Annotated in this window: 16 protein-coding genes; 2 read left to right on the top strand and 14 right to left on the bottom strand. The window is 50.3% G+C overall.

Annotated elements, in window-relative coordinates; all coding sequences use genetic code 11:
* Nucleotides 1-185: 185 nt before the first annotated feature.
* Entirely contained in the window at nucleotides 186-377 is a 192-nt protein-coding gene (locus C7R92_RS21920; protein WP_244195795.1) for a hypothetical protein, read from the top strand.
* A 35-nt stretch (nucleotides 378-412) separates the two neighbouring features.
* Here C7R92_RS21920 and C7R92_RS21915 read toward each other — a convergent pair whose 3' ends face one another.
* From C7R92_RS21915 to C7R92_RS21875, 10 genes are all read right to left on the bottom strand, one after another.
* Nucleotides 413-673, bottom strand: coding sequence for an amino acid kinase family protein (locus C7R92_RS21915; protein ID WP_106835637.1), 261 nt, complete (start codon nucleotides 671-673; stop codon nucleotides 413-415).
* A gap of 33 nt (nucleotides 674-706) precedes the next feature.
* Nucleotides 707-829 carry a hypothetical protein gene (locus tag C7R92_RS32945; protein ID WP_412678985.1) on the bottom strand — a complete coding sequence of 41 codons (123 nt, stop codon included), beginning with the start codon at nucleotides 827-829 and terminating at the stop codon, nucleotides 707-709.
* Between the two features lie 140 nt (nucleotides 830-969).
* Nucleotides 970-1,896: an Ig-like domain-containing domain gene (locus C7R92_RS21910; RefSeq protein WP_106835636.1), complete on the bottom strand. Its 927-nt coding sequence runs from the start codon at nucleotides 1,894-1,896 to the stop codon at nucleotides 970-972.
* Nucleotides 1,897-2,094: 198 nt separating this feature from the next.
* Nucleotides 2,095-2,613, bottom strand: coding sequence for a ribonuclease FAU-1 family protein (locus C7R92_RS21905; RefSeq protein WP_106835635.1), 519 nt, complete (start codon nucleotides 2,611-2,613; stop codon nucleotides 2,095-2,097).
* 118 nt (nucleotides 2,614-2,731) lie between these two features.
* Entirely contained in the window at nucleotides 2,732-4,153 is a 1,422-nt protein-coding gene (bcaP, locus tag C7R92_RS21900; protein WP_106835634.1) for a branched-chain amino acid transporter BcaP, read from the bottom strand.
* A gap of 117 nt (nucleotides 4,154-4,270) precedes the next feature.
* On the bottom strand, nucleotides 4,271-4,738 hold the full coding sequence (locus tag C7R92_RS21895; protein WP_106835633.1) for a DinB family protein: 468 nt from the start codon (nucleotides 4,736-4,738) through the stop codon (nucleotides 4,271-4,273).
* 563 nt (nucleotides 4,739-5,301) lie between these two features.
* Nucleotides 5,302-9,135, bottom strand: coding sequence for a helicase-exonuclease AddAB subunit AddA (gene addA, locus C7R92_RS21890; protein WP_106835632.1), 3,834 nt, complete (start codon nucleotides 9,133-9,135; stop codon nucleotides 5,302-5,304).
* The gene (gene addB, locus C7R92_RS21885) at nucleotides 9,104-12,601 is read right to left on the bottom strand and encodes a helicase-exonuclease AddAB subunit AddB (protein ID WP_106835631.1); all 3,498 of its coding nucleotides are present in this window, start codon (nucleotides 12,599-12,601) and stop codon (nucleotides 9,104-9,106) included. Before addB ends, addA begins: the two co-directional genes overlap by 32 nt.
* 15 nt (nucleotides 12,602-12,616) lie before the next feature.
* Nucleotides 12,617-16,267, bottom strand: a complete 3,651-nt coding sequence (locus tag C7R92_RS21880; RefSeq protein WP_106835630.1) for an AAA family ATPase — start codon at nucleotides 16,265-16,267, stop codon at nucleotides 12,617-12,619.
* Nucleotides 16,264-17,505, bottom strand: coding sequence for an exonuclease SbcCD subunit D (locus C7R92_RS21875; RefSeq protein ID WP_106835629.1), 1,242 nt, complete (start codon nucleotides 17,503-17,505; stop codon nucleotides 16,264-16,266). Before C7R92_RS21875 ends, C7R92_RS21880 begins: the two co-directional genes overlap by 4 nt.
* 172 nt (nucleotides 17,506-17,677) lie before the next feature.
* Between C7R92_RS21875 and C7R92_RS21870 the strand changes: the two genes are divergently transcribed.
* Nucleotides 17,678-18,427, top strand: coding sequence for a hypothetical protein (locus C7R92_RS21870; protein ID WP_106835628.1), 750 nt, complete (start codon nucleotides 17,678-17,680; stop codon nucleotides 18,425-18,427).
* A 422-nt stretch (nucleotides 18,428-18,849) separates the two neighbouring features.
* Here C7R92_RS21870 and C7R92_RS21865 read toward each other — a convergent pair whose 3' ends face one another.
* The 4 genes from C7R92_RS21865 to C7R92_RS21850 all read right to left on the bottom strand — a co-directional run bounded on the left by C7R92_RS21865 (nucleotide 18,850) and on the right by C7R92_RS21850 (nucleotide 22,293).
* A complete protein-coding gene (locus tag C7R92_RS21865) occupies nucleotides 18,850-19,764 on the bottom strand; it encodes a COX15/CtaA family protein (protein WP_106835627.1) in 915 nt (304 codons plus the stop codon).
* A gap of 122 nt (nucleotides 19,765-19,886) precedes the next feature.
* Nucleotides 19,887-20,822 (bottom strand): heme o synthase, encoded by a 936-nt coding sequence (gene cyoE / locus C7R92_RS21860; RefSeq protein ID WP_069848996.1) that lies wholly within the window; start codon nucleotides 20,820-20,822, stop codon nucleotides 19,887-19,889.
* Nucleotides 20,823-20,918: 96 nt separating this feature from the next.
* Nucleotides 20,919-21,377: a DUF420 domain-containing protein gene (locus C7R92_RS21855; protein ID WP_106835626.1), complete on the bottom strand. Its 459-nt coding sequence runs from the start codon at nucleotides 21,375-21,377 to the stop codon at nucleotides 20,919-20,921.
* A 43-nt stretch (nucleotides 21,378-21,420) separates the two neighbouring features.
* Nucleotides 21,421-22,293 (bottom strand): cytochrome c oxidase assembly protein, encoded by an 873-nt coding sequence (locus C7R92_RS21850; protein WP_106835625.1) that lies wholly within the window; start codon nucleotides 22,291-22,293, stop codon nucleotides 21,421-21,423.
* Nucleotides 22,294-22,661 lie beyond the last annotated feature (368 nt).

Genomic DNA, 22,661 nt, shown 5'->3' with positions numbered 1-22,661 from the left:
CAATTCAACAACCTGTTATCCATTGTAAACAAAAAAGCAGGAAGAAGGAGCTTTTAAATGTTCCGAGGTCATAAAGTTTTAGACGAATTGGAAAAAACTTCATAAGGCTCCTTGACCATTACGTAACGTAACGGTTTATAGTGAAGTCACCGGTGAAACGCTAGCGACCCAGAAAGGGGCTGATCATGAAGCAACAGTGGAAAGTCGGCGAACCTATTGGTTCAACACTTCTTCATGGCGCCCAGATAGCATTTACCGACAGCATGCATGCTGTTGTGGCCGTTAGTGGCGGGCTCATGATCGCTATCGCCATACTCACCGTGATCAAGCTTCGGCATATCCCCCGCATCGGGCAGAAAACACCAGGTGAGATGTAATTGTCTGCGGCAGTCAAGGACTTTATTTTCTTGTCCTAGGCTACCGCAAGCTCTGTGCTAATGTATGTACCTACCTGCTCCCCTCGACAAATCCGCGCCATGGCTCCCAGTTGGTCAAAGTTAAACACGTGCAGAGGCAATTGGTGGTCTCTGGCCAAAATCATTGCGGACTGATCCATGACACGCAAATCTCTTCTGACCACCTCGTCAAAAGAAACCTCCACATACTGCTTCGCGGTAGAATCCTTGCGTGGATCGGCCATGTTTCCACGAAAAATATTGCCCTCTCCGATCATGATGGCTACTTCTACTCCCATATCCAGAAAAGATCACGACCAAGCGTAATCGGGACGGCATAATCGGCAAATCCTTGATTCGCCACGAGCTGAATTGCTGCCCGTACGCTTCAGATTAGCGAGAGTGACCAAATGTCCGAGTGACCACGTTATCATATATTTATCTCCTTCAAAAAAGGAAAAAAGGGCCCTCTCTGGGAGAGAGACACCCCTTCTTTCTTTACATTTCACCCTATACACTTGTCGCCCTTTAATGTAGCAGTCGCAAATTTCAATCCAATCTTCACTGATTTTTTCTACTCAAACTCTATTGAAATGTCACCTAATTCAAGATCAATTGGTTCTGGATCCTCAGGAATGGCCCCTGAATCAGATGGAGTGCCTGTTGAAAACACGGAAAAATATTTATAGCTTTCATTCCCTGATGTATCCTTTACTGCTCCTTGGGCTACATCTATGTAGTACTCTACATTATTTTTTAAAGGCGCTTTCGGTTGGATCGTTACAGTGTCATTACTGACAGTAAAAGTTGCAGGAACCTTCGCACCATTGTCATTCATTAATAGGAATTTCTTTGTTCCACTTATCACTTTGCGATCATACTTAATTGCAATAACCGCATCTACATCCACTTTTGTTTCCTCTCCATACGGCTTTACATCGATTACTATAGGCGCTTCGTTGTTGCTGGTCACAAACTGTAATAAATACTTATCGATCGATTTAGTAGAATCAATGGTGCTTACAATTGCTCCTTTGTCAATCTCGATCGCATATTTCGTATTGGATTCCAAAGTCTTGTCAGGACGAATATAGAGTGTGTTATTTCTAATCTCCAATTTTCCGCTGACTGGTGATTTTCCTTCAACCTTATAGAGCGATACTACTGTTGACGGATCATTGTCAAAAGTAATTGGCACCAGGAATGTTAGCGCAGGTCGAATGTTTGTAGGAACATCTGTCTGCGCAATAATAGGATTAGAAACTGATACGAACACATCCCCAGGTTTTGGATAACTGATTAGGTTGTCGGAAATATACGTGCTATCAAGTTGGTATTCACTTTTGAATTTCGCGTCATTTTCCTCTAGCTGCTCATCATCAAGGAACTGATTCGGTACACCAAGCTCTTCTTTCTCCGATTTTGCTGATACGCTGTTGCTGTTTAGCGTTAAACTGAACATGAGTGTTACTGCGAGTAAGGATTGAACTAATCTCTTCATACTTCTCCTCCAAAATAGTTTGTGTGTACATAAAAATCGTATTTCATTTTTAAGGCGTAACATACAGTTTTTTACACGAAATAAAAATATGGTTATTTTGGACTAGGACAAGCTCCGAGCCTCCGACTCCACTCCAAAATACGGTACGTCGAGCAAAAAAAGAACGAAAGCGACAACCGCCTTCGTTCTTTCATACGTTTATACAAAAAAATTCGGAAAATCAAAGTCATCCCGTTTGCCCGACAAAATATTTCGTAATAAAAGATCAGCGGTCTCGGAGGCAAACTGGTGATCCTCGCTCGTGATAACGCCTTTTTTCAATGCCTCATCGAGCTCATCCTGATCAAGCAGGTATACTTCTCCTGTCGGCAGTACCACGATGTCGAGGTACAAATCGTCATACCAGATATGCCCGTTCTCATCCTTGCCATGTCCCCGGCAAATATCGATATACCATTGCACGGTATTCCCTAACTCATCCATCATTTTCGTAACGGCATAAGCTTGACCATGGGGAAAATATTGCAAGTACACATATCCTCTATCGCCCACACACAGTGTTTTATCCCCGACAGGCATATAGGCAGGCTCACTTACTTCGTCCAGAGAAAGGCGGACAGTGTACCCAGAGAAAGATAAAGCTTCTACCCACTTTTGCTGGTAGCCCAATCGCTTCACGCGTCTCCAACCAGGTCGATCTGCTCGTTTTCGCTTCATAGCCTGCTCTCCCTCGTCGTTTTGGTTGCTTTTACTCTACCATGGATGGGATCGCTTTGTCAGATAGCAAACAAAGACATGCTCACGAAAAACATGCCTAAACGGATTAACCAGCTATTTATGTTTGGGAGGAGTCGTCTTTTTTTGCCAATCGACTGTGTTTGCGCCCATAAAGGAAATAGACGATCGCTCCGACCGACAGCCAACCGAGAAAACCGAGCTTGGTCAGCGTAGGCAGGTTGAAAACGAGATATCCGCAAAAGAGAACCGCAAGCAAGGGGACAAGCGGAACAAACGGGACCCGGAAAGCCCGCGGTAATTGCGGGTGAGTGCGGCGCAGTACAACTAGTCCAATCGAGACCAAAATAAAAGCAAACAGCGTTCCGATGTTAGTGAGCTGGGCCAAGCTAGAGAGGGGCAATAATCCACCGAAGGTTGCAACTAATACTGCCACGACGAGCGTGCTCTTTTGTGGTACCTGTGTGCGGGGATGTACGTGCGAGAAGAGCTCAGGGAGCAAGCCATCTCGGCTCATCGCAAAAAACATCCGGGCTTGTCCATACATCATGACTAACAACACTGTCGTGATCCCGACAATGGCTCCCAACGAAATGAAGCCTGCTACCCAGTCCTGATTGACATAGGTGAGCGCAAACGCGACCGGATTTTTGACATTCAACAATTTGTACGGAACAATCCCTGTCAATGTCAGTGAGACTGCAATATACAAAATCGTGCAGACGAGTAAGGACGAGATGATCCCGATTGGCATGTCGCGCTGGGGATTGCGGACTTCTTCGGCCGCACTAGACACCGCATCAAATCCAATAAAAGCAAAAAACACCGTTGCGGCACCAGTCGCTACTCCCGCAAAACCAAACGGCATGAATGGACTCCAGTTTTCCGGTTTAACATACATGACTCCAACGACGAGGAACAGGGCAACTACCGCTATTTTTATCAACACCATGATGGTATTCAAGCTGGCTGACTCTCTCGTTCCCATCATCAACAAAGCTGTAATGATGATAATGATGAGGACCGCAGGTAGATCGATGATCGTTCCTTTTGATGCATCAAACGCACTCGTGAGCGCATTCGGCAAGTGGATGTTAAACCCGGCTAGCAATCCCTGGGCATACCCCGACCATCCGCTTGCCACCGCAGCACAAGCCACTCCATATTCGAGAATCAAGTCCCACCCGATCATCCACGCGACAAATTCGCCAAATGCCGCATAGCTGTATGTATAAGCGCTTCCCGACACCGGAACAGTCGAAGCAAATTCCGCATAGCAGAGTGCGGCAAACACACAGGCAAGTGCTGCAATAACAAAAGACAAAACAAGTGCCGGTCCAGCGTGCAAGGCAGCGGCAACTCCCGTTAACACAAAAATCCCTGTTCCCATGATCGCGCCGATGCCCAGCATCGTGAGGTCAAAAGCACCTAGTGACTTTTTGAGAGAGCTTTCGTTTTTATCCACCTGCTCCAGCATTTGTGCAACTGACTTTTTCCTCAGCAATTGATTTTTCCATGACATCATGTGCGACCTCCCAAGCGGGTCATTCACTTCCAACCGTGATTGAAAACAGTTGGAGTATGATCCGTTTGGAGGAAAATTATGCACAGACGCAGCTTGGATCGGATTTTGTCAGGGCTAGCTTCGTGCTAATCCGCGCCCAATGACATTGGCGGAAACTGGCGCAATCCCGAGCTCTCTTGCCCAAATGGACAACTGTCCCATGTGATGAATCTCGTGGGCGATGACATGGCGAAGCAGCTCCCCCTTCGTGTACACTTCATCATCCCAGGCGACCTTTACTGATTCGTTCTCCATCTCGTCTGACCAATTCTCGATGACATCACGCAATTCTACGCGCCAGGCATTTGACAGTGCTTTTACCTTTTCCAGTGACCTGTAATCTGCGTACGATACCTGAATATCCGGCTTTCCCTGCACGCCCCGAAGCCAGCTATACTCCACGTCAGCAATGTGAAACAAGGTGTACAAAATCGTGCCAGCCCCACCTGTGCGCTCTCGCAGCAATTCTTCTGGTGGAAGCTGCTTGCACCATTCCATCCATTCGTCCCGTACCTGCCAGTTATACTTGAACAACATCTTCATTGGACTCGCTCCTTGTTTGACCATTATGTAGATTCGGAAAATTTTAACTGATTATAGCACGTATGTTCCCATTTCGTAAAACCATTAATGTTTGTCTTCTAACCGTAGTGATCGGGTGAAGCCCTGCCACATGTTTTCCAGTCGCCTGTATCCTCTCTTCGTTCGGGCGGTCTCCTTCCAAACATGTGACAGTGCTTTCTACCGCTTTGATCTCTTCCCGCTTTTCGTTCATAGTGGGGGGCAGTTCAAAGTAGCCTCCTCGAATTTACTTTCGTATTTATTAATCAAAGTTGCGTAGGAAGAAGCGCATTTCCAGTCAAAGCGCCTCTGGAGCCCATCCTAGCTTCGAAATAAATGGCGGGGAATTTCAGCTTCACTTATGGAATCCTTCATCGAAACTGCTACGTTTGAAGCGCTCCCGCCATTCATTTCGAAGCGGACAGTCAATCTCCCCTTGTGGGGCGTAGGCCGAAGCGTAGACTGGAAATGCGCTTCTTCCTCAACCACAGCAGCAGTAATAAACAAAAAGACCGCCAGAATATTAACCCTGACGGCCCAACATACTATTCCAAGCTTTCATCCGAAAACGACAGAGAGAATCCACCTGAGAGTAAATAAAGATAACTAGACAGGTTCCCTTTTGGCTTGATGATCTGCTTGATCGCCCGAACGTATAGCCTGATCTGCCCTTCGTATCTTCTTTTCATCTCTTCGATGGCTACCGCAGTCGCCTCTTTTGCCATCCAATCTGTCTTGAAATCGATCAGGACGAGGCTTCCATCCTGTTCCTCCAACAGGCAATCAATGACCCCTTGAACGACAACCTGCTCGTTGCTCTCTTCACCTAACTCCGCTTCTACTTCATAAGCAGGAAGCACGAGGGTAAATGGTAATTCACGATGCACGACCGCCGCCGACTTCATTCGCTGCCCCAAAGGATCAGCGAAGAATCGGGCGATCTGTGGAACATCTACTGCTTGTACCTGCTCATCAGTCAAAAAGCGACGTGCCGCGAGTACCATCACCTGCTCCCGAATATCCGCTTCATCCAGCGGACGCTTCAAATCGAGATGTTGGAACACTAAGTGCGTAATTGTCCCTTTTTCTGCTGCTGTCAGTCGATTGGATTTTTGATCAGACAAAAACTTTGGCTTTTCCGTAATCGACGGCAGTGTGAGTGGCTGTCCGCCTTTGCTGACTTTGGCATGTCGCTTGAGTTCGCTGACACTCCATTTCGCAGCGACGCGTGGCGCAATGGGATGCGGGTCCTGCCATCCTAACCTCGTGTCGACAATCTCTCGCAACGTGTCATCAGACGGTCGTTCCTTAATCGCCTCTCGTCTGGTCATGCGCTCCCACAAAAACGCCTCGTCGTTGGTTGACTCTCCTTGAGCACGGAGCTCATCTGCCTGATAGAAATGAAACGACCAAACCGAATCATCCAGCACACTTCTGACTCTCACGACATCTCCTGATCCTTGTTGCTCTGGATATGCCCGCAGTAATCCTGCGCCAGGATGTCGCAGCATCGCACGCCCTACCCAATCCAGGTATCCTTTTGCCTGAATCAAGTCTTCGTCACTGAGCCGCTCGCTGTCATCCTGTCTGCCCCAGTCCGTCACACTTTTTGCGAGATCCCTCGATGAACCAACAAGAATGAGCTTCTCGCGTGCACGCGTCAAAGCCACATAAAGCACACGCATTTCCTCTGCCAGCATATCCCGACGCAGCTTTTGCCGGATGCCTAGCGCAGCCAGACTCGGATAGCGCAGCTGCATGGAGGGCTCGATTGCCATCGGGCCAAAGCCCAGATCTTTATGCAGCAAAAACTGGCTTTTCAAATCCATCGTATTAAACTGCTTGCCCATACCCGCCACAAAAACAACCGGGAACTCCAGCCCCTTACTTTTGTGGATCGTCATGATGCGTACGACATCCTCGTTTTCTCCGATGGTTCGTGCTTCACCCATATCATTGCCCGCTTCTTGCAGACGGTCGACAAAGCGCAAAAAGCGGAACAAACCTCGATAGGAGCCAGCTTCGTATTGTCTCGCACGATCATAGAGCGCACGCAAGTTGGCCTGTCGCTGCTGACCGTTTTCCAGAGCCGCCACATAATCGAGATAGCCCGTCTCCCGGTATAGCATCGTCAGCAGTTCCGATAAAGCAACTCTGCGAGCCTCTGTCCGCCATAGATCCAATCGGCCAAAAAACTGTCGTAGCCTTTTCTCCCACGACTCTTGGGCCGGGCGTTCCTCTGCATATTGGAGTACGGCTTGGTGAAACGGCCCTGTCGCGTAGTGAATGCGGATTTGAGCAAGCTGCTCCTCCCGCAAGCCGACGATAGGAGACCGCAATACAGCTGCCAATGGAATGTCTTGGAGCGGGTTGTCAATGACACGCAGCAAGGAGAGCATCGTTTCTACCTCCGTCGCCGCGAAATAACCCGCAGTCTGCTCCGCATACACGGGAATTCCTGCCGCGTGCAGCTCCTCTTGCATCGTCTGCCCCCAGCCTGAGGTCGCACGAAGCAAAATAACGATATCGTGATAGGCCAGGGGACGCATTCCCCCAGCCTTTTTATCGAAAACGAGCAGTGGCTCTTCTCCCTCGCCTGGCTCCATCCAACGTCGAATGCGGCTGGCGATTAGTCGCGCTTCCAGCTGTGCTACACTCGCTTCCTCTGCGGACTCTCCTGCTGTCTCGGGAATACCTGCTTCGCCCTCATCAGTTGACTCGGCAACTACCACCTGACCTTCTTCTGCTATCGCTGTATTCCGGTCGATCAGATGCATCTCTGCCTGCAAACGGTTCGGCTGTGCTTCAGGATAAGACGCACGGTTGATCAACTCCGCCGAAGGATCATAACCAATCTCACCTACCCCGTGAGACATGATCTGACGAAACAAAAAGTTAACGGCATCTACGACTTCTCTTCTACTACGGAAGTTTGCCGCCAGATCAATACGCCGTCCGATGCACGCTTCGTCAGCGTCCCTATCTTTTTGATAGGTCACATATTTTTCGAGAAACAGCTTCGGCTCTGCCAAGCGGAACCGATAAATACTCTGCTTCACATCACCTACCATGAAGCGATTCGCTGGCTGACCATCCGCTCCGTCTCGGGAAACCATTTGCAAGATGGTCTCCTGCACGAGGTTGATATCCTGATATTCGTCTACCAGCACTTCAGCGAACTGTTCACGCAATTGGGTCGAGATAGACGAAGGAACAGTCTCCCCAGACTCATTCGTTTCGGTTAAAACGCGCAGAGCAAGATGCTCCAAGTCGCCAAAGTCGACTAAGCCACGCGAGCGCTTCTCCAATTGAAATGCGTCCGAAAATGCTGTCACCAGTCTTGCCAATGTCTGCATGTGAGGAGCAATCCGCTGCAAATCCGCAACGTACTGCTCGGCTGTCGTAGAAAAGTATTGCTCGATTTGCTCTGCCAGTTCCTTTTTCACGCTGTTTCGCAGGTCTTGCACCTGTTCCTTCACGAGCGGATCTGTACCTTTCACTGGAGGCAGCTTGGCAAATACAACTCCTCGGACAGCTCCGACAGTCGCTTCCCAGCCATCTATGCAAGCCGCTCCAGCACGCTCTAGGGCAGCTGCTTCCGCCTCAAGCAAAGGCAAATAGCCAGCAGGCCCTTCCGGTGAGCCTGCCAATAGAACTGCCCTGCGCATCTTAGCCGTCATTCCACCGAGTGCCAGCTCCACAGAACGTAGCACGCTTCTGGTCCACTCCAGTCCGTCCAGACCGTTTTTATCGTGAACCGCAAACATTCCAGCCGCTTCCCCGAGCCATTGTTCTGGTGCCGGATGACTGCGTGAAAACTCATACAGCCTGAGCAGCAAAATGGTGAGAGCATGATCGTCCTGACCGTCCAGCATCACATCAGCTAATGCATGAAAATCCACGTCATTCTCATACCAGCTCTCCAGCTGTTCCTCCAAGACATCCTGCCGCAAAAGCTCGCCTTCCATCTGATCGGCAATGCGAAAATCAGGATCGAGTTCAATCAGATAGTAATACTGGCGCAAAATCCCCAAGCAAAACGAGTGAAGTGTCGTAATCGTCGCCCGCTGGAGTAGAGCCAGTTGTCGACGCAGATGAGAAGAGTGCGGGTCATCTTTCAATGCTTTTCGCAATGCATCGCCAATCCGGTGACGCATCTCTGCCGCTGCCGCATTGGTAAAGGTCACCACCAACAGCTGATCGACACCAACCGGGTCCTTCTCGTCCATGATGCGTCGGATAATCCGCTCAACCAGAACAGAGGTTTTCCCTGAGCCTGCTGCCGCTGCCACCAGGAGATTATTCCCGCGCTGGATAATCGCTTGCCATTGCTCGTCCGTCCATTGTTCAGGCTTGGCCTGCAATTGTTGATCCGCCATCGGTCATTCCTCCTTCTCCTGCCATCTGCTGTTCTGCCAGCATGCTCCATATTTGCTTGTTGTTCCACTTGGCAAGCTGTCGGTGCTCATTCCCGCCTGCATCTCCATCGAACTTGCATACTGGCTTGTACGAACAGTAATCGCAAGCGGTCATCGTCCCATTTGTGTACGGTTCGATCTGGATTTCCCCGTTGGTCATGCGCGTACTGATTTGCTTCACGGTATCGCGAACATAGGAGGTCAAGGCTTGGAATTGCTCGGCTGTTGCCACAGATGATCGCGACGAAAGCGTTCCGTCCTTTTTTATTTCAAATGGCACCAGCTCTGACGCCCCTTGCTCTACATAGCCATCCATCATTCGTGCCAGCTCTGGGTCTGCGAGCATCAAGCCTTTCATGCGCAAGCGCTTTGCCCGCTCCTTTGCCGCTTCGTCAACCGTTAGCAAGCGTTTTGCCGTCACAAAAGGATCGGCTACCTGATAGTAGAAAACGCCTCCCATTTCGGCTTTTTTCCCCAGCCATTCCTCCGCATTTGCCACGACGACATCCAGATAGACGAGCAGTTGCAAGTTCAGGCCATTCCACACGTCGGAGAGAGACAGCTGCTTGGGACTGGACTTGTAGTCAATCACGCGCAAATACGGGACCTCACTATCCAGTGATTGGTCAACGCGGTCAATTCGTCCGATTACCTGAAGCTCCACGCCATTTTCAAGCGTTAAAGCCAATCCCGGCAAATCTGAACTCGGCCCAAACGAAACCTCCAGTCCTACTGGTGCAAAACGGCTGCGCTTCGCATGCTCCCCGAGTACGTAAATCGCGCGGCCAACTGCTCGCTTCAGCTTGCCGGACAAATAACGATATCGGGCGGTCCGCGTCAAAATGCTGCTGCGAGTCGCAGGAACCAGTTCTTCTACAACCACATTTGCAAGCTGCATGCTATTGTCTTCCGTCAGCTTGCTCCACTCCAGATTGTCTTCGTTCATTTTTTCAACAGCTCGCTTGAGTGATGCGTGGAACAGCTCTCCCACATCGAAACGTTCCAGCTTGTACATCGTTCTCTCTGCCAATCTGAGACCGTGAGAAGAGAAATGCGAGAACGGACATGACTGGAACCGCTCCAGACGAGACACGCTCATTTTTAGTTGTTTGCCGTACAAGGTCGTGCTCGTTTCTAAATCCAGCTCCTGCGGTCGATTGAAGTAACGCAAGCCGGACAACAGCCACTGCTCCCGTTTGACATCGGAAGAGGTACGAATATACCAATCGTATACCTCCCACCAGAAATCTGGCAGCTCTCCTGTTTTCTTCATAGATCGCAATAGCGTCAACAGGTGGCGGAACACACGTCTCGGATGACCGAGCAAGAATGCATCGGTCTCGTGCTGCCCGGTTGGTTCGTTATAAAACACCTGATGCGGGATATCCGGCAGCACTTCCCGGATGCGTGTAAACACGGAGGAGGGCAGCAGTGCCTTGCCCTCTTCATCTGCCAACGCACAGCTCAGGATTAGTCTCTCCGATGGTCTCGTCATCGCTTGGTACAGCAGGTAAGGCTCAGCCATCAGCCGTTGCTTTGCACTCGGTGCCAGAGACATTCCCATTTCAGCCAGTCGCTCACGTTCCGCCTCATCCAAAATTCCTTCTTCTTTTGGACGCAACGGAATAATGCCCTCGTTTACGCCAAGCAAAAACAGAGCTTTGACATCCGGTTGACGGGAGCGCTCCATGGCCCCGATCAGCACCTGATCCAGCGCCGGGGGAACGAGTCCCAATTCAATCGTCTCCAGACCGCTGTCGAGCACACGAGCAAATGTCGCCAGATCCATGCTCTCGTCGCCCATGACCTCCACGACCTGATCCATCAGCTCGATCAATCCCGTCCATACTTGTCCGTGCACCTGTGCTGCATCGAGATCACCGTCATTTTCTGCCTTCCGCTGCCAATTCTCTAGCTTGTTAGGCACATCCAGCGCGATCAGAAGGTTGTACAGGGCAAGAGTCATTTCCTGTACGTTATTGCCCGTTGCTTGCTTCATCTCTTTTTCAAAGAACAGGAGCGGCGCTGCATATTTGCGTCTCAACTCATCGATTTTCGCGTCTTCCTCAGCGCCAGCTTGCCCGCGGAAATGCCAAGCAGATTCTTCTGCCCATTGATAGCCAAAGACACCATGAGCCAGCACGTAATTTTCCAGTCGGTCGATTTCCTTCCGGGCTGTATGCTCATCGGTGATATCCAGCAGGAGCAGGTCTGTTTTCAAGCAGCGGAAAACAGCGTCGTAGCGCCATTTTGTGACAATGACCTCCAATGCCGAGCGCACCAGCTCTACCAAGGGATGGTGCATGACAGAGCGCTTCTGGTCCAAGAAGTGCGGGATGCCGTATTCGGTAAATACAGCCGAAATCTCGTCAGCGTACGTACCAATTTCCCGAAGCAAAATCGCCATGTCCTTCCAGCGATACCCCTCTTCTCTCGACAGAGTCAGGAGCTTCAGCGCCACAGCCTCTACCTCTGCTCGCCTGTTCACTGCTGAGAGCATCGTCACTTCGTCCGAACGTCCGGGCTGATCCGGGATTGGCGGGTCTCCCCATTGGAAATACACTTGTTCGACCTGACGAAGCCATGGACTGCTCCTGAATCGCTGTGCCTCGGCCAATAAAAGCGGCTTGGCGATTGAGACACCCGATTCACGCGCCATCAGTGTCAAGGCTTGGTATGTTCGCAGTGTAGGGTGGAACAGCCCCAGTTCATCCACAGAGGCGTCCCGTTCATTCGGGTCAAGCGTCAGTGCAATCGTCACCTGCTTGGCGTGCTGCATCAACTGTTCGATCAAGCGCAGCTCTTGATTCGTAAACCCGGTAAAGCCATCGATAAATATTTCAGCCTGCTTGATGTACATGGAATCACGTACCATTGTGGCCACTCGGTTCAGGATGTCATCCGCATCACAATACCCCTCCGACAAGTAAGCCTCGTACGCATTCATAATCAAGCGAAGGTCATGTATTTTTTGATTGAGATTAGCTCCTCCCCACTCCAGATTCTCGGAATCGGTGAAGGATACCCCATACGATTTGCACTCGCTAATCAAGCGACCGAGCTGAGAAGCAAACCCAGGCTGTGTCGCCGAGCGCCCGAATACGTTCAGCTCTTCCTTGTGCCGCTCTAAAAGCATGCGCAAAACCATATGCTTGCCCAGATCGTCAACAGGCACGGTAGTCAGGTCGCCCAGCTCCTGCATGAGCCTGTGAGCCAATCGACCGAAGCTGAGCACTTGTGTCCCCATCACACCGCCTAGCTCTGGCAGTGTGGCGAGCGCATACTCTTCCTGAAAGCTGGCCTGTTCCGGTACGAGCAGAATCATAGGCGAACCCAACGGCTTTTCCCGTAGCCGGGCTTGCATCTGCCGATGGATCGATTCTGTCTTCCCCGTTCCTGCCCGCCCCAGTATAAATTGGACTGCCATGATTTTTCCCCTTCCCTACTCCATTTCCAGATGCAGCATGCTGCCTTTTCCCATCGGTTCTGCTGGTGTCACGACCAGACGACGCGGCATGCGCACACGTATTTCCGGGACGTGGCTAATGACCCCGATGGTAAAATCGTCCATGCGCAGTCGTTCAAGCGCATCCATAACGACTTCCAATAGCTCCGGATCGAGTGTCCCAAAGCCTTCGTCCAAGAAGAAAAACTCCAGGCGGCCGCCACGCATTTGAATCTCCATCGACAGGGCAAGAGCCAGCGACAAGGAAGTCAGGAATGTTTCCCCGCCAGACAATGTGCTTACTGGACGGCGCATTCCTCCAGCTCCTTCATCTCGCAAAACAAATTCGCCCTCGTCGCCGATTTCCAGCCCGTAACGATTGGCGGTCATCCGCTTCAGGTGATACGAAGCGTCTCTGGCGATTGATACCAGTTTTTCCTCCGCAATGAACTGGACAAACGCCTTGGCTTCAAACAACTTTTTCAACTCTTCCAAGCGGCTCTGCTCATCCTGCTGCTGTACCATCTCTTTATGAAGCTCTTGCCATTTGTCATGATTTTTTTCCATGCGATCTACGTGCTCTTTGGCGACAGCGACTTGCTTTTGCGCCTCCTGGAAGGCTTGCTCCCATTGCTCCCATGCCTCTTTTGCAGTGGTGAGCTCTTCTTGCGTAAACGAACGGCCTGCTACTGCTTGCTGTAGTCTTTCTTCTTCGTAACGAAGCTGCCCTGCGATTCGCGTGTAAGCCTCGACTTGTTCCTGTGCCTGTGGCAATTGCTCGCGCTCTGCGTACCGCTCCCGTACATACTCGACAGTGCCGAGACCTGTTTCTTGCAAGCCTTGGTACAATGTCTCGTGAGCTTCCGTGCGTTGCCGTGTGAGGATGGCCAACGTCTCCGAATATTTGACCAGATTGTTTTGCACCGTTTCCCGCGCCTCGGCGGTCTCTTTGCGCTTTGTCTCTGCCAACGTGACTGCCTGACGCAAACCGAGGAGAGAATCCTCTACCCGCATCAGACACTCCTGCGCAGTAAGTCCTCCCGTGCGTTCCAGCCATTGGGCATGTTTTTGTTCCCACATGCGCTTTCTATCTTCAAGCTTTTCCTTCAGCGCCGCTTCCCGTGATTTGCCCTCTACCTTGCGCGACTTGGCGGCTTCTACTTGCATCGTCAGCTTTCCGCGCAGCGTTTCTTTCTCGGATCGTACCTGCTGTAGTTCTGCTAAACGGCGATCTGATTTTCCGATTTCCTCGTACCGCTGTTCGATTTCCTCGATGGGAAGCTCATTGCGCTTCGCGTCGAGCTCTTCTCTGGATTGCTTTTCTTGCATGGATGCAGCGTCTAGGCGAGCTTTATTGTCATTGATTGCCTTCTGTGCCTGCTCGAGCAACAGCGTGCTCCGCTCCATCAAGCGTTTCTTTTCCGCTTCTTCCTCACGCAAGGCCTCCAGCTGCTGCTGCAATTGCTCACGCTCTGCTTTTAGTCGCTCTCTTTCCGCTTGCTTGGCGATCCGTTCTTTTTCCTCGCGCTGATAGACTCCGAGTAGCTCTTCAAAAGAATCCACGATCCAAGGCTGTCCGTACCCGCGACACTCTGCCTTGATCGCTTCCAAGCGCGCTTCCAGCTGTTCCTGTTCAGCCTTTACGCTTGCTAGGCGCTCATCAAAAGCAGCAAGCGCTCCCTTTGCTGCCAACCAGGCTTCCTTGGTCTTGCCTGCTTCTTGCTCAGCCGCACGCAAAGCCTCTTCTGACGCTTTGATTCGGGCACGCAGGGCATCACCCTCCGTCCCCACTTCAGACGCTTTTGTATGGTTCTGGTGCCCGTGTGGGTGGTGTTCGGAACCACATACCGGACACTCCTTGCCTTCCTCTAAACGTTCGCGCAAAAATCGCGCCATGTTTTCCTGCTGCCAGCGTTCCCATTCTTGGCGCAGCTCATCTCGTTGGACCAGTTGACTCTTCACAAGTGCTTCGCTTGTCTCTACTGCCCCAGTCAGCTCTTGATTGCGCTCATCCAACTGCTTACGCTCCTGGACGATGTGTTGCGACTTCTCCTGCCATGATGAGAAAGCCTGCAATACTTCCCGCCACTGGCGACCTACCTGCTTCATGTCTGCCAGTACATTTCTTGCTTTCTCCCATTCTGCTTCGCTCATCAAAGCCGAGTCGGTAGGTGCTGCCAGCTCTTCTCTTTTTTGTGCCAACCGATTCGCACACACTTCCCAGCTGCGCTTGTTCTCATCGGCCGTATGGGTTGCCGCCTGGATGTGCTCCTCTGCTGCGAGTTGTTCTTTTTCCAGCTCACGTACCTTGGCATAGTCTCGTTCCCACTGCTGCTTCGCTTCTCTGGCTGCCGCTATTTGTGCTCGCCATTCAGGAGAGATCGTGACCTGCTTCATCTGTTCTTGCAGATCCGCCCACGCTAGCTCCCAGTTTTTTAATTCGGCTTCATCCTTTTCCAACTGTTGTTCTATGTTGGTCAAGGCGACTGACACTTCATTCCACTCTCGCTCCAGACCTGTCCACTCTTCCCGGATCGCCTTTAGCTCCTCTTCCCACTCCTGTGCCTGTACCAGCCTGCCCTTTTGCTGAATCAGTAACGGCTCCTGTACAGCCAATTCGGCATGAACCTTCTGATATGCTTGCTCTGCCTCATCTACGGCCAAACGAGCACTCTCCTGTTGTTCGCGGCTGCGTTCCAATGCCGTACCGGTCGCATGCCATTCCTGATCCAAACGCTCATATTGCTGGAGTAATGGCCACAATCGAATACTCGATTCCCATTCGCGAATCTTCGCGGTTAGGGATGCCATTTCCGCTTCATTTGCTTCCTGCTGCTGTAGTTGCACCTGGACTTGCAATAGCTCCTGATGCCACTGGTTCAGCTGCTCCAGCTCCTTTAGCTTCCCGGCCAGCTCCTGCTTTTGCTGGGTGAATTCCTGCTCTTTTTGCGCAGCTTCCTCCCATGTATGTCTCGCCAGCTCCAAGGCTTCCGGACCTGCGTCACCCAGAGCTGCACTCGCCAGTTGCAAGCGATGCATCTGTTCCTTGACCTGCTCCAACGCGTGCCGTACGCGCTCGCTCAGCTTTTCCCCATAAATATGTAGGCGGAACATTCGCTGCAGCATTTCATTGCGCTCACTGCCCTTCAGCGTCAAGAAACGGGAAAATTGCCCCTGTGGCAAAACGACCGCCCGGGTAAAGTCCTGCAAAGTGAGACCAATCAGCGCCTCAATCGCGGCAGTCGCGGACGTGGCTTTGGATTCCAATACGACATCCGGCTCTCCGGTCAAGGCTCCCGACTGAATCAGCCTTACTTCCGGTTGTCTCTTGTTTCCCTTTTTATCCAGGCCAAATTCCCGTTCCACCGTATATTGCTTGCGCTCATCGCCAGTCCCCAGCTCAAAGGTAAAGGACACAAATACGCGCTGCTCCAGCTGGTTCAGCACTTCTTTCGGATGGTTTCCCCCGCCCAACCGGACGACCTGCCCGTACAACGCTAGCGTGATCGCGTCCAAGATTGTCGATTTCCCGCTTCCAGTCGGACCGAATATCCCAAACAGTCCCGCCTGACATAGCACTTCGAAATCGACCTCTTGCATTTCTCTGTAGCTGTGCATCCCTGCCAGCTTCAATCGTATCGGTCTCACTCTTCTTCCCCCTCTCCTCCGGTTTCTGCCAATAGACGCTGGAACAAGGCCACCAGCTGCTCATCCGGATCTGCTCCCCGTCTCCGTTCATAGAAGCGTTTGAACAATTGATCGGACGTCAGCTCTGTCAGCTCGACTCGCTGTTCCTCTTCCTCCTCACGCTCTTCTCTCACGACAACACGTTGTATTTTCAAGAAATCATCCGAAAGCTTGCGGACACGCTGAAATTCTGCCGGGTCGATCACGCCAGATACATGCAGCTCCAAGTCAATCCACGCCCCTGCATCTCGTCCCTCTTCCAACCAGCGCTCGACTTGCTCGATTCCCTCCGTCGCCCTCCAACGTGCCAATGGCCGTGCGCTCGTCAAATAAATGATCTCCTCACGCACTTCTTGCCCTGGCTCCACCTCGACCAGTACGACTGCCTTGCTCTGACCTGCTTCGGAAAAGCTGTACGAAATCGGTGAACCGCTGTAACGCACCAACGGCTTGTCACTGAGCTTTTGCAGTCGATGGAGATGGCCGAGCGCCACATAATCAGCGTTCTTCGGAAAAGCCTGCGGTGATACAGTCAACGCTCCCCCAATTTGAATCGGTCGCTCGGAATCTGTTTCCTTACCGCCCATGACAAACAAGTGGCTCGTGACCAGGTTGACCGTATCCTCACGAAAATGAACAGACAGATCAGCAAGCAATTGTGCAATGCGCTCGGAAAAAGCAAGCTGCATCTGCTCCTGGGTAAAGCTTTCGCTCAACAGCTCCTTTAATCGCGATTCAGAAGGATACGGCAAAGCCAAAATGACCGCATTCGCTGCGCAGCCAGGAATCTTCATTTCTAGCCAAGAAGGGCCTCCCTGCACAAGTTGCACGCGATCAGTCGATGCTTCCTGCGTCAGCAGTGGCGCTTCCTTCGGCAACCCCAACAAAACAATTCCGTGCTTTGTGGCAAGCGGCGCTGCTGCCCGCACTCGCTCAGGCTGGTCATGGTTCCCCGCGATCACGACAACCCCTCGCCTGCCTTCCGAAGACAAGCGCTCCAATGCATCATAAAAAAGCTCTTCCGCCCAAGCAGGCGGATTGACCGAATCGTACACATCCCCAGCAATGAGCACCAAATCCACTTCCCGCTCATCAGCGATGTGACAGAGCTCGTCCACAAAAGCTGTTTGTTCTATCCGTCGGTCCCGCCCTTCCAGCTGCCGCCCGAAATGCCAGTCGGCTGTATGTAATATCCGCATGTCTACTATCACTCTCCACGATCATGTGTTTGCTTTTCATTGTAACAAAAGACAGCCCGGTTCGCGGTTGAAATTTACTCCACTTCCCCGTTACTTTTGCTCCTGACTGCTCGTCTTCCAACTGAAAAGGTCACGATTCATCGATCTCATCCCGGAAAGGAGCTCGTTACCGTTGCGTAATTCCCGCCTGTTGCTCACCCTGACAGTAGGACTTGCCGTCTCCAGTCTCGTCCTCACTGCCCCCTCTTCCCTTGCCTCCAGAGAGCCTACCAAGACCCAAATAATGGATTGGATTAACAAGCAAGCCAAAGATCCAGTTGTTTCCGACAACTTTGATTTTCAACTCGTCAATCTCGATGATGACCCGGAACCAGAAATTGTCGCCAAGCATAACGGCAGCGTACATATCGGGAATTTTTACGTTTTGGATCAAAAGCCTGATCGTACGTATGCCCTCATCGCGGAAGAGGAATGGAATCCACCGCGCCTGCAATTGGATCATTGGGACTATACGCGTGAAGTGAATTACTCCGAGATTGATAAGAACACTGAAGTTGAACCGCGTCTACTCGCAGAAAAACGAGTATTTGAAACCGTCCAGCATACTGGCGGATCAGGCATATCGGTCTACGAGGCGAATCTGTGGTATTTGGACAAAGGTCGTTTGGTCAAAGCATGGGAAGGACTGCTGCAGGAAACGGTTTCGGTGCCAGGTGGTCAACTTTTCCGGACGGTCGGCAGTTATCAAGTCGTACATGATGACGAAGCAAAACCACTGCTCTACCACTGGCAAACGAAGCAGGAGCTAAACCCGGATACAGGTGAACTGCTGCCGGGCAAGCCTGAGACTGCTTTGCAAATGTATCGTTGGGAAAATGGTGTTTTTGTTCCGATGAATGTTGAAAAACCGTCTGGGCAATAGCCTGACGGTCTGTAATTCGATGTCCTCAATCGGTTGGGGTGGGGGCGAGGCCCTGTCACATGTTCTCCAGTCGCCTTTTTCCTCTCTTCGTTCGGGCGGTCTCCTTCCGAACATGTGACAGGACTTTCCAACAGCTGTGTACCTACTCCGCTACGTTTACACCATCGTGAAAGTAGGACATGAAGCATCTTTGAATCCACTCGCAATTGGTTTTATCGAAAGTAGCGTTGGAAGAAGTGCATTTCCAGTCCAAGCGCCTCTGGAGCTCCACCCAGCTAAGAAATAAATGGCGTCTTAGCGGACAATGAATCCCCCTTGCAGGGCGTAGGCCGAAGCGTAGACTGGAAATGCACTTCTTCCCCACCACAGCCACATCATATAAAAAAAGCTACCCTCCACGAATCAGGAGCGCAGCTTTCCTCTTATCTTCTCAGCTTTTCATTTGTCGGTGACTTCAACGTCTGCAAGCACATGTAGCAGATGATCCCGAACAAAATGGTGATAATCATGGAATGAGTCAGCGTAGCGTACAGGTGAAGCTTGTAAATAATGACGAAGCCACCGCTGAACACCTGCGCGATGCAAAGAATAAAGCTCAGGATACTCGCACCGTACAAGTCACGCCGTTTTTCCTTGAAATGACGTATGCAGTAAATCATTGTCCCCAACAACAAGAATCCCAACACCATCGCAGCGATTCTGTGAGCAAAATGAATACCAGTCTGTCCGTACAACTCTGGGATAATCTGTCCCTGACACAGCGGCCAGTCACTGCATGCCATACTTGAACCCGTATGTCTGACATACGCTCCGAGATAAACGACAGCGTACGTATAAGTAGCGACGAACCACATCCAGTTGCGGAAGCCTTTTGAGACGGTCGTTTTCACCAAGCTTTGCGTTTTTTCCCGCTGATAAACGAACACACTCAACAAGAACACGCCTGAATAAGCAAGCAAGGAGAATCCGAAGTGCAGAGCCAAAACAGATGAGGACTGTGGCCAAATGACGGCAGAAGCGCCGAGAATGGACTCCACTACGATGAAAAACAAACCAAAAATAGCGAGATTGCGAACTTCTTGGTTGCCTTTGTAATAGCGCCAGCAAAGTACAGAGAAAATCGCAACAACAATACCGGCAACACCTGTAATCAGGCGATGAGAATATTCAATAATGGATGCCAACGTATATTCCGGAACCCATTTACCGTTGCACAGCGGCCAGTCATTTCCACAGCCGAGTGCTGAATCTGTCTTGGTAACAAGCGAACCGGCTACCATCACGATAAACATGATCACGGTAGCAAGAAAAGCTAACGGCTTCAGCCATTTTTCCATAGTAATTCACCCTGTTTCTTGTGAGGATCAAACAACACCTCGTTCTATGTCCTCTTTTACGATAATGAAACATCCCCTGCTAAGCAAGGGATGTTCCGTGAACATTTAGTGAGTGTTTCGTGTCAATAATAGTTGACCATGGTACTAATGACGATCGCTGCACAAAACACGGTCAAATAAAGGATAGAATAGCCGAACAGTTTGCGTGCCCAAGTAAGATCATCCTTGGTTTTAAACCCCTGTAAAAGCAGAACCATGTACACAATCCCCATCACGCCCATGACGAGCAAATACACATAGCCTAGGCTAGCGTGGACGAACAGCAGCAAAGAAGCCGGGAACAACACCGAACCCCACAGCACCATTTGTCGCTTCGTCTCGGCAAAGCCTTTTACTACCGGTAGCATCGGCAGATTACCTGCACGGTATTCTTCTGTTTTCAGCATGGCCAACGCCAAAAAATGGGGAGGCTGCCACAAGAACAAGACCAGGAACAACAGCCAAGCAGTCATGTCCATGGTGCCTGTTACTGCTACCCACCCAATCACTGGAGGAGCTGCACCTGAAATACCACCAATCACCGTATTGAGAGTTGTTACTCTTTTCAGCGGCGTGTAAATCAACACGTAAAAAATGTGACCGATTAATCCCCAAACCGCCGCCAAGGGATTCGCATATACAGCCAACACAGTAACCCCTGCCAACAGCAGGCCAATCCCTAAGAGGATCGCGTTACGAGCAGAAATTCTTCCCGTCGCTACCGCACGATTTTGCGTCCGCTTCATTTTTTTGTCCAGATCACGGTCGTAGAAATTATTTAAAGCCGCACCCGACATAATGACCAAAGCGGTTCCTAGCATGGTGAATAAAGCCAGTTTCCAGTTCGGATAACCGTAGGACGCTAACCATAAAGCAGCAAAAGTGGTCATCAAGTTTGACAGGGTAATACCAGGCTTCGTCAGTTGTACGTAATCCTGAAAGGTAGCTGGCCCTACCGGCTGTGTCTGCAAAGCAGCATCGGCATCAAGCGATTCCTGCATCGGCATTTGCTGGTCCACGTTTTGTACCTCCTGTTTCCTTCTATCTGAACATCCGAATCATGACTGGATAAACTAACTACATTGTATCCAATGCCCAAAAAACTACTAAAACGATTACTTACCAAAAATTACATCCAGTACGCCAGACGTCTCGCCACCTGGATAAATCCAGTACAGCAGCAAATAAACCGCCGCTCCTGTAATGGAAGTGACAAACCACACAATGGACGTCCAAGGACCGATTTTACGATGAGAAGCATAGTTTTTCGTGTAAGCGTATCTGAGTGTAATCAGACCCATCACACCACCGACTGTTGCCAGGATGATGTGGAAGAACAAGAACGTCTGATAGATTGGCTTGATGCTGTCTGGTCCGCCAAAATGCGTATTTCCGACAAAGGCCGTTCTGGATACATAAGTGATAAAGAAAATCGTGGCACAGATCGCAGCCCATTTCATAATCTTCATATGCTTTTCTACTTGCTTTTTCGCAATGGCGTACCAGCCAATCGCAACGAGAATTCCGCTAATGACGATAAAAGCCGTACTTACCGTAGGCAATATGAGCCCCATTTTTTCACCTCATTCAACAAACGTTTCTGCTGTTCGCGCATATTTAAAAAGTCGGCTTTTCAGCACCGAAAGATTGATCCATCGGCATGTCGTCCTGCTTCTCTGCCTTGTACCAATGGTAGAAGACATAGGCCAGCACACAGCCGTAAACAAGCTCCTGTACCAACTTCATAATGATTCCGCCAAGACGCTGATCGTTAAACGCGTCGAGGCTTTGGAATAGCTGTGGCGCAGCTATATACGTAGCGTACAGCGGTTCCGAAGCAAAAATAATCAGCGCACAGGCGGGCGTAATCAAGACACCGTTTGCAAAAACGTACGACAGTTTTTTCAATCCAGCCAGTTGTCGCTTGTTATCAGACAACGGACTCACAATCGGCCACCACATCGCAAATGCGGCAATCACGAGAATGACATGATAAAACGTCATCCACTCATGGTTAATCGCGACGGCATCAAAAATAAATGGAACATGGTAAAACGAAAACAGTGAGTTGAACAACAGCGCTGCCACTAACGGGTGTGTCAAAGAGTTTAGTATGAACTTCATCGCTTTCGGACGGAAAATCTTGGCCAAAAGCCATTCAGGCATTGCGAGAAGCATAAGCGGTGGCAGGGCAAAGTACAAGATCGATTGTTGCAGCATGTGCAAACTAAACATGTAATGATGGCCGTAATAACTGATAGGGCTTCCTTGTGCGGTGTAAAACAACACGATTGCCAACACAAAAAGTAATCTTTGCTTGCTAGTCGCCGGTGTAGCGTTTTCAAAACGTTTATGCATAGGACCGGTTATGAGAAAATAGACAGTAGTCACGAGTAACGACAAAAGCATCACATCCGGACTCCATAAATCTGAAAAGGTTGCGGTTCCGGCAGCCGGTGACATCTCGTGCATTTGATGTTCATTTCCCATGTTTATATCCTCCCTTCCAAAATGTAAAATCTTGGACGATACCACACTCGCTGGGCGTCGTCATATGTACGTTTTGTGTCAATATGAAATACCAATTTTTATCTATTAAATGTTGCCCTTGATCCAATCTCCATTATACCGTTGATTCCCTTTTTCTTTGTAGACAAAAATGAACAAAGTGTTGAACAATACAATTCACAAAATTTACATAAAAAAAACTCCTTTATGAGTGGAGTCAGCATAGTGGAGGAGAAGAAAAAGCACAGTTCTCTTCGACTCTGACACGCCAGCATGGGGGATTCACTGGCCGTCTCCACTAAAAAAAGGGACCGTCGAGCCAAAGCCACCCTGGTCTCTTATACACATCT

Origin of the sequence: Brevibacillus porteri, from assembly GCF_003013475.1 — a bacterium.
In the GTDB taxonomy this organism is placed as follows: domain Bacteria; phylum Bacillota; class Bacilli; order Brevibacillales; family Brevibacillaceae; genus Brevibacillus; species Brevibacillus porteri.
This window is presented reverse-complemented; position numbering and strand designations above follow the sequence as displayed.

Excerpts from the sequence above, each read along its gene's own strand:
- C7R92_RS21920 (WP_244195795.1), top strand. The coding sequence starts at position 186 with ATGAAGCAACAGTGGAAAGTCGGCGAACCTATTGGTTCAACACTTCTT.
- C7R92_RS21915 (WP_106835637.1), bottom strand. The coding sequence starts at position 673 with ATGATCGGAGAGGGCAATATTTTTCGTGGAAACATGGCCGATCCACGC.
- C7R92_RS32945 (WP_412678985.1), bottom strand. The coding sequence starts at position 829 with ATGATAACGTGGTCACTCGGACATTTGGTCACTCTCGCTAATCTGAAG.
- C7R92_RS21910 (WP_106835636.1), bottom strand. The coding sequence starts at position 1,896 with ATGAAGAGATTAGTTCAATCCTTACTCGCAGTAACACTCATGTTCAGT.
- C7R92_RS21905 (WP_106835635.1), bottom strand. The coding sequence starts at position 2,613 with ATGAAGCGAAAACGAGCAGATCGACCTGGTTGGAGACGCGTGAAGCGA.
- bcaP (WP_106835634.1), bottom strand. The coding sequence starts at position 4,153 with ATGTCATGGAAAAATCAATTGCTGAGGAAAAAGTCAGTTGCACAAATG.
- C7R92_RS21895 (WP_106835633.1), bottom strand. The coding sequence starts at position 4,738 with ATGAAGATGTTGTTCAAGTATAACTGGCAGGTACGGGACGAATGGATG.
- addA (WP_106835632.1), bottom strand. The coding sequence starts at position 9,135 with ATGGCGGATCAACAATTGCAGGCCAAGCCTGAACAATGGACGGACGAG.
- addB (WP_106835631.1), bottom strand. The coding sequence starts at position 12,601 with ATGGCAGTCCAATTTATACTGGGGCGGGCAGGAACGGGGAAGACAGAA.
- C7R92_RS21875 (WP_106835629.1), bottom strand. The coding sequence starts at position 17,505 with ATGCGGATATTACATACAGCCGACTGGCATTTCGGGCGGCAGCTGGAA.
- C7R92_RS21865 (WP_106835627.1), bottom strand. The coding sequence starts at position 19,764 with ATGGAAAAATGGCTGAAGCCGTTAGCTTTTCTTGCTACCGTGATCATG.
- C7R92_RS21855 (WP_106835626.1), bottom strand. The coding sequence starts at position 21,377 with ATGGGGCTCATATTGCCTACGGTAAGTACGGCTTTTATCGTCATTAGC.
- C7R92_RS21850 (WP_106835625.1), bottom strand. The coding sequence starts at position 22,293 with ATGGGAAATGAACATCAAATGCACGAGATGTCACCGGCTGCCGGAACC.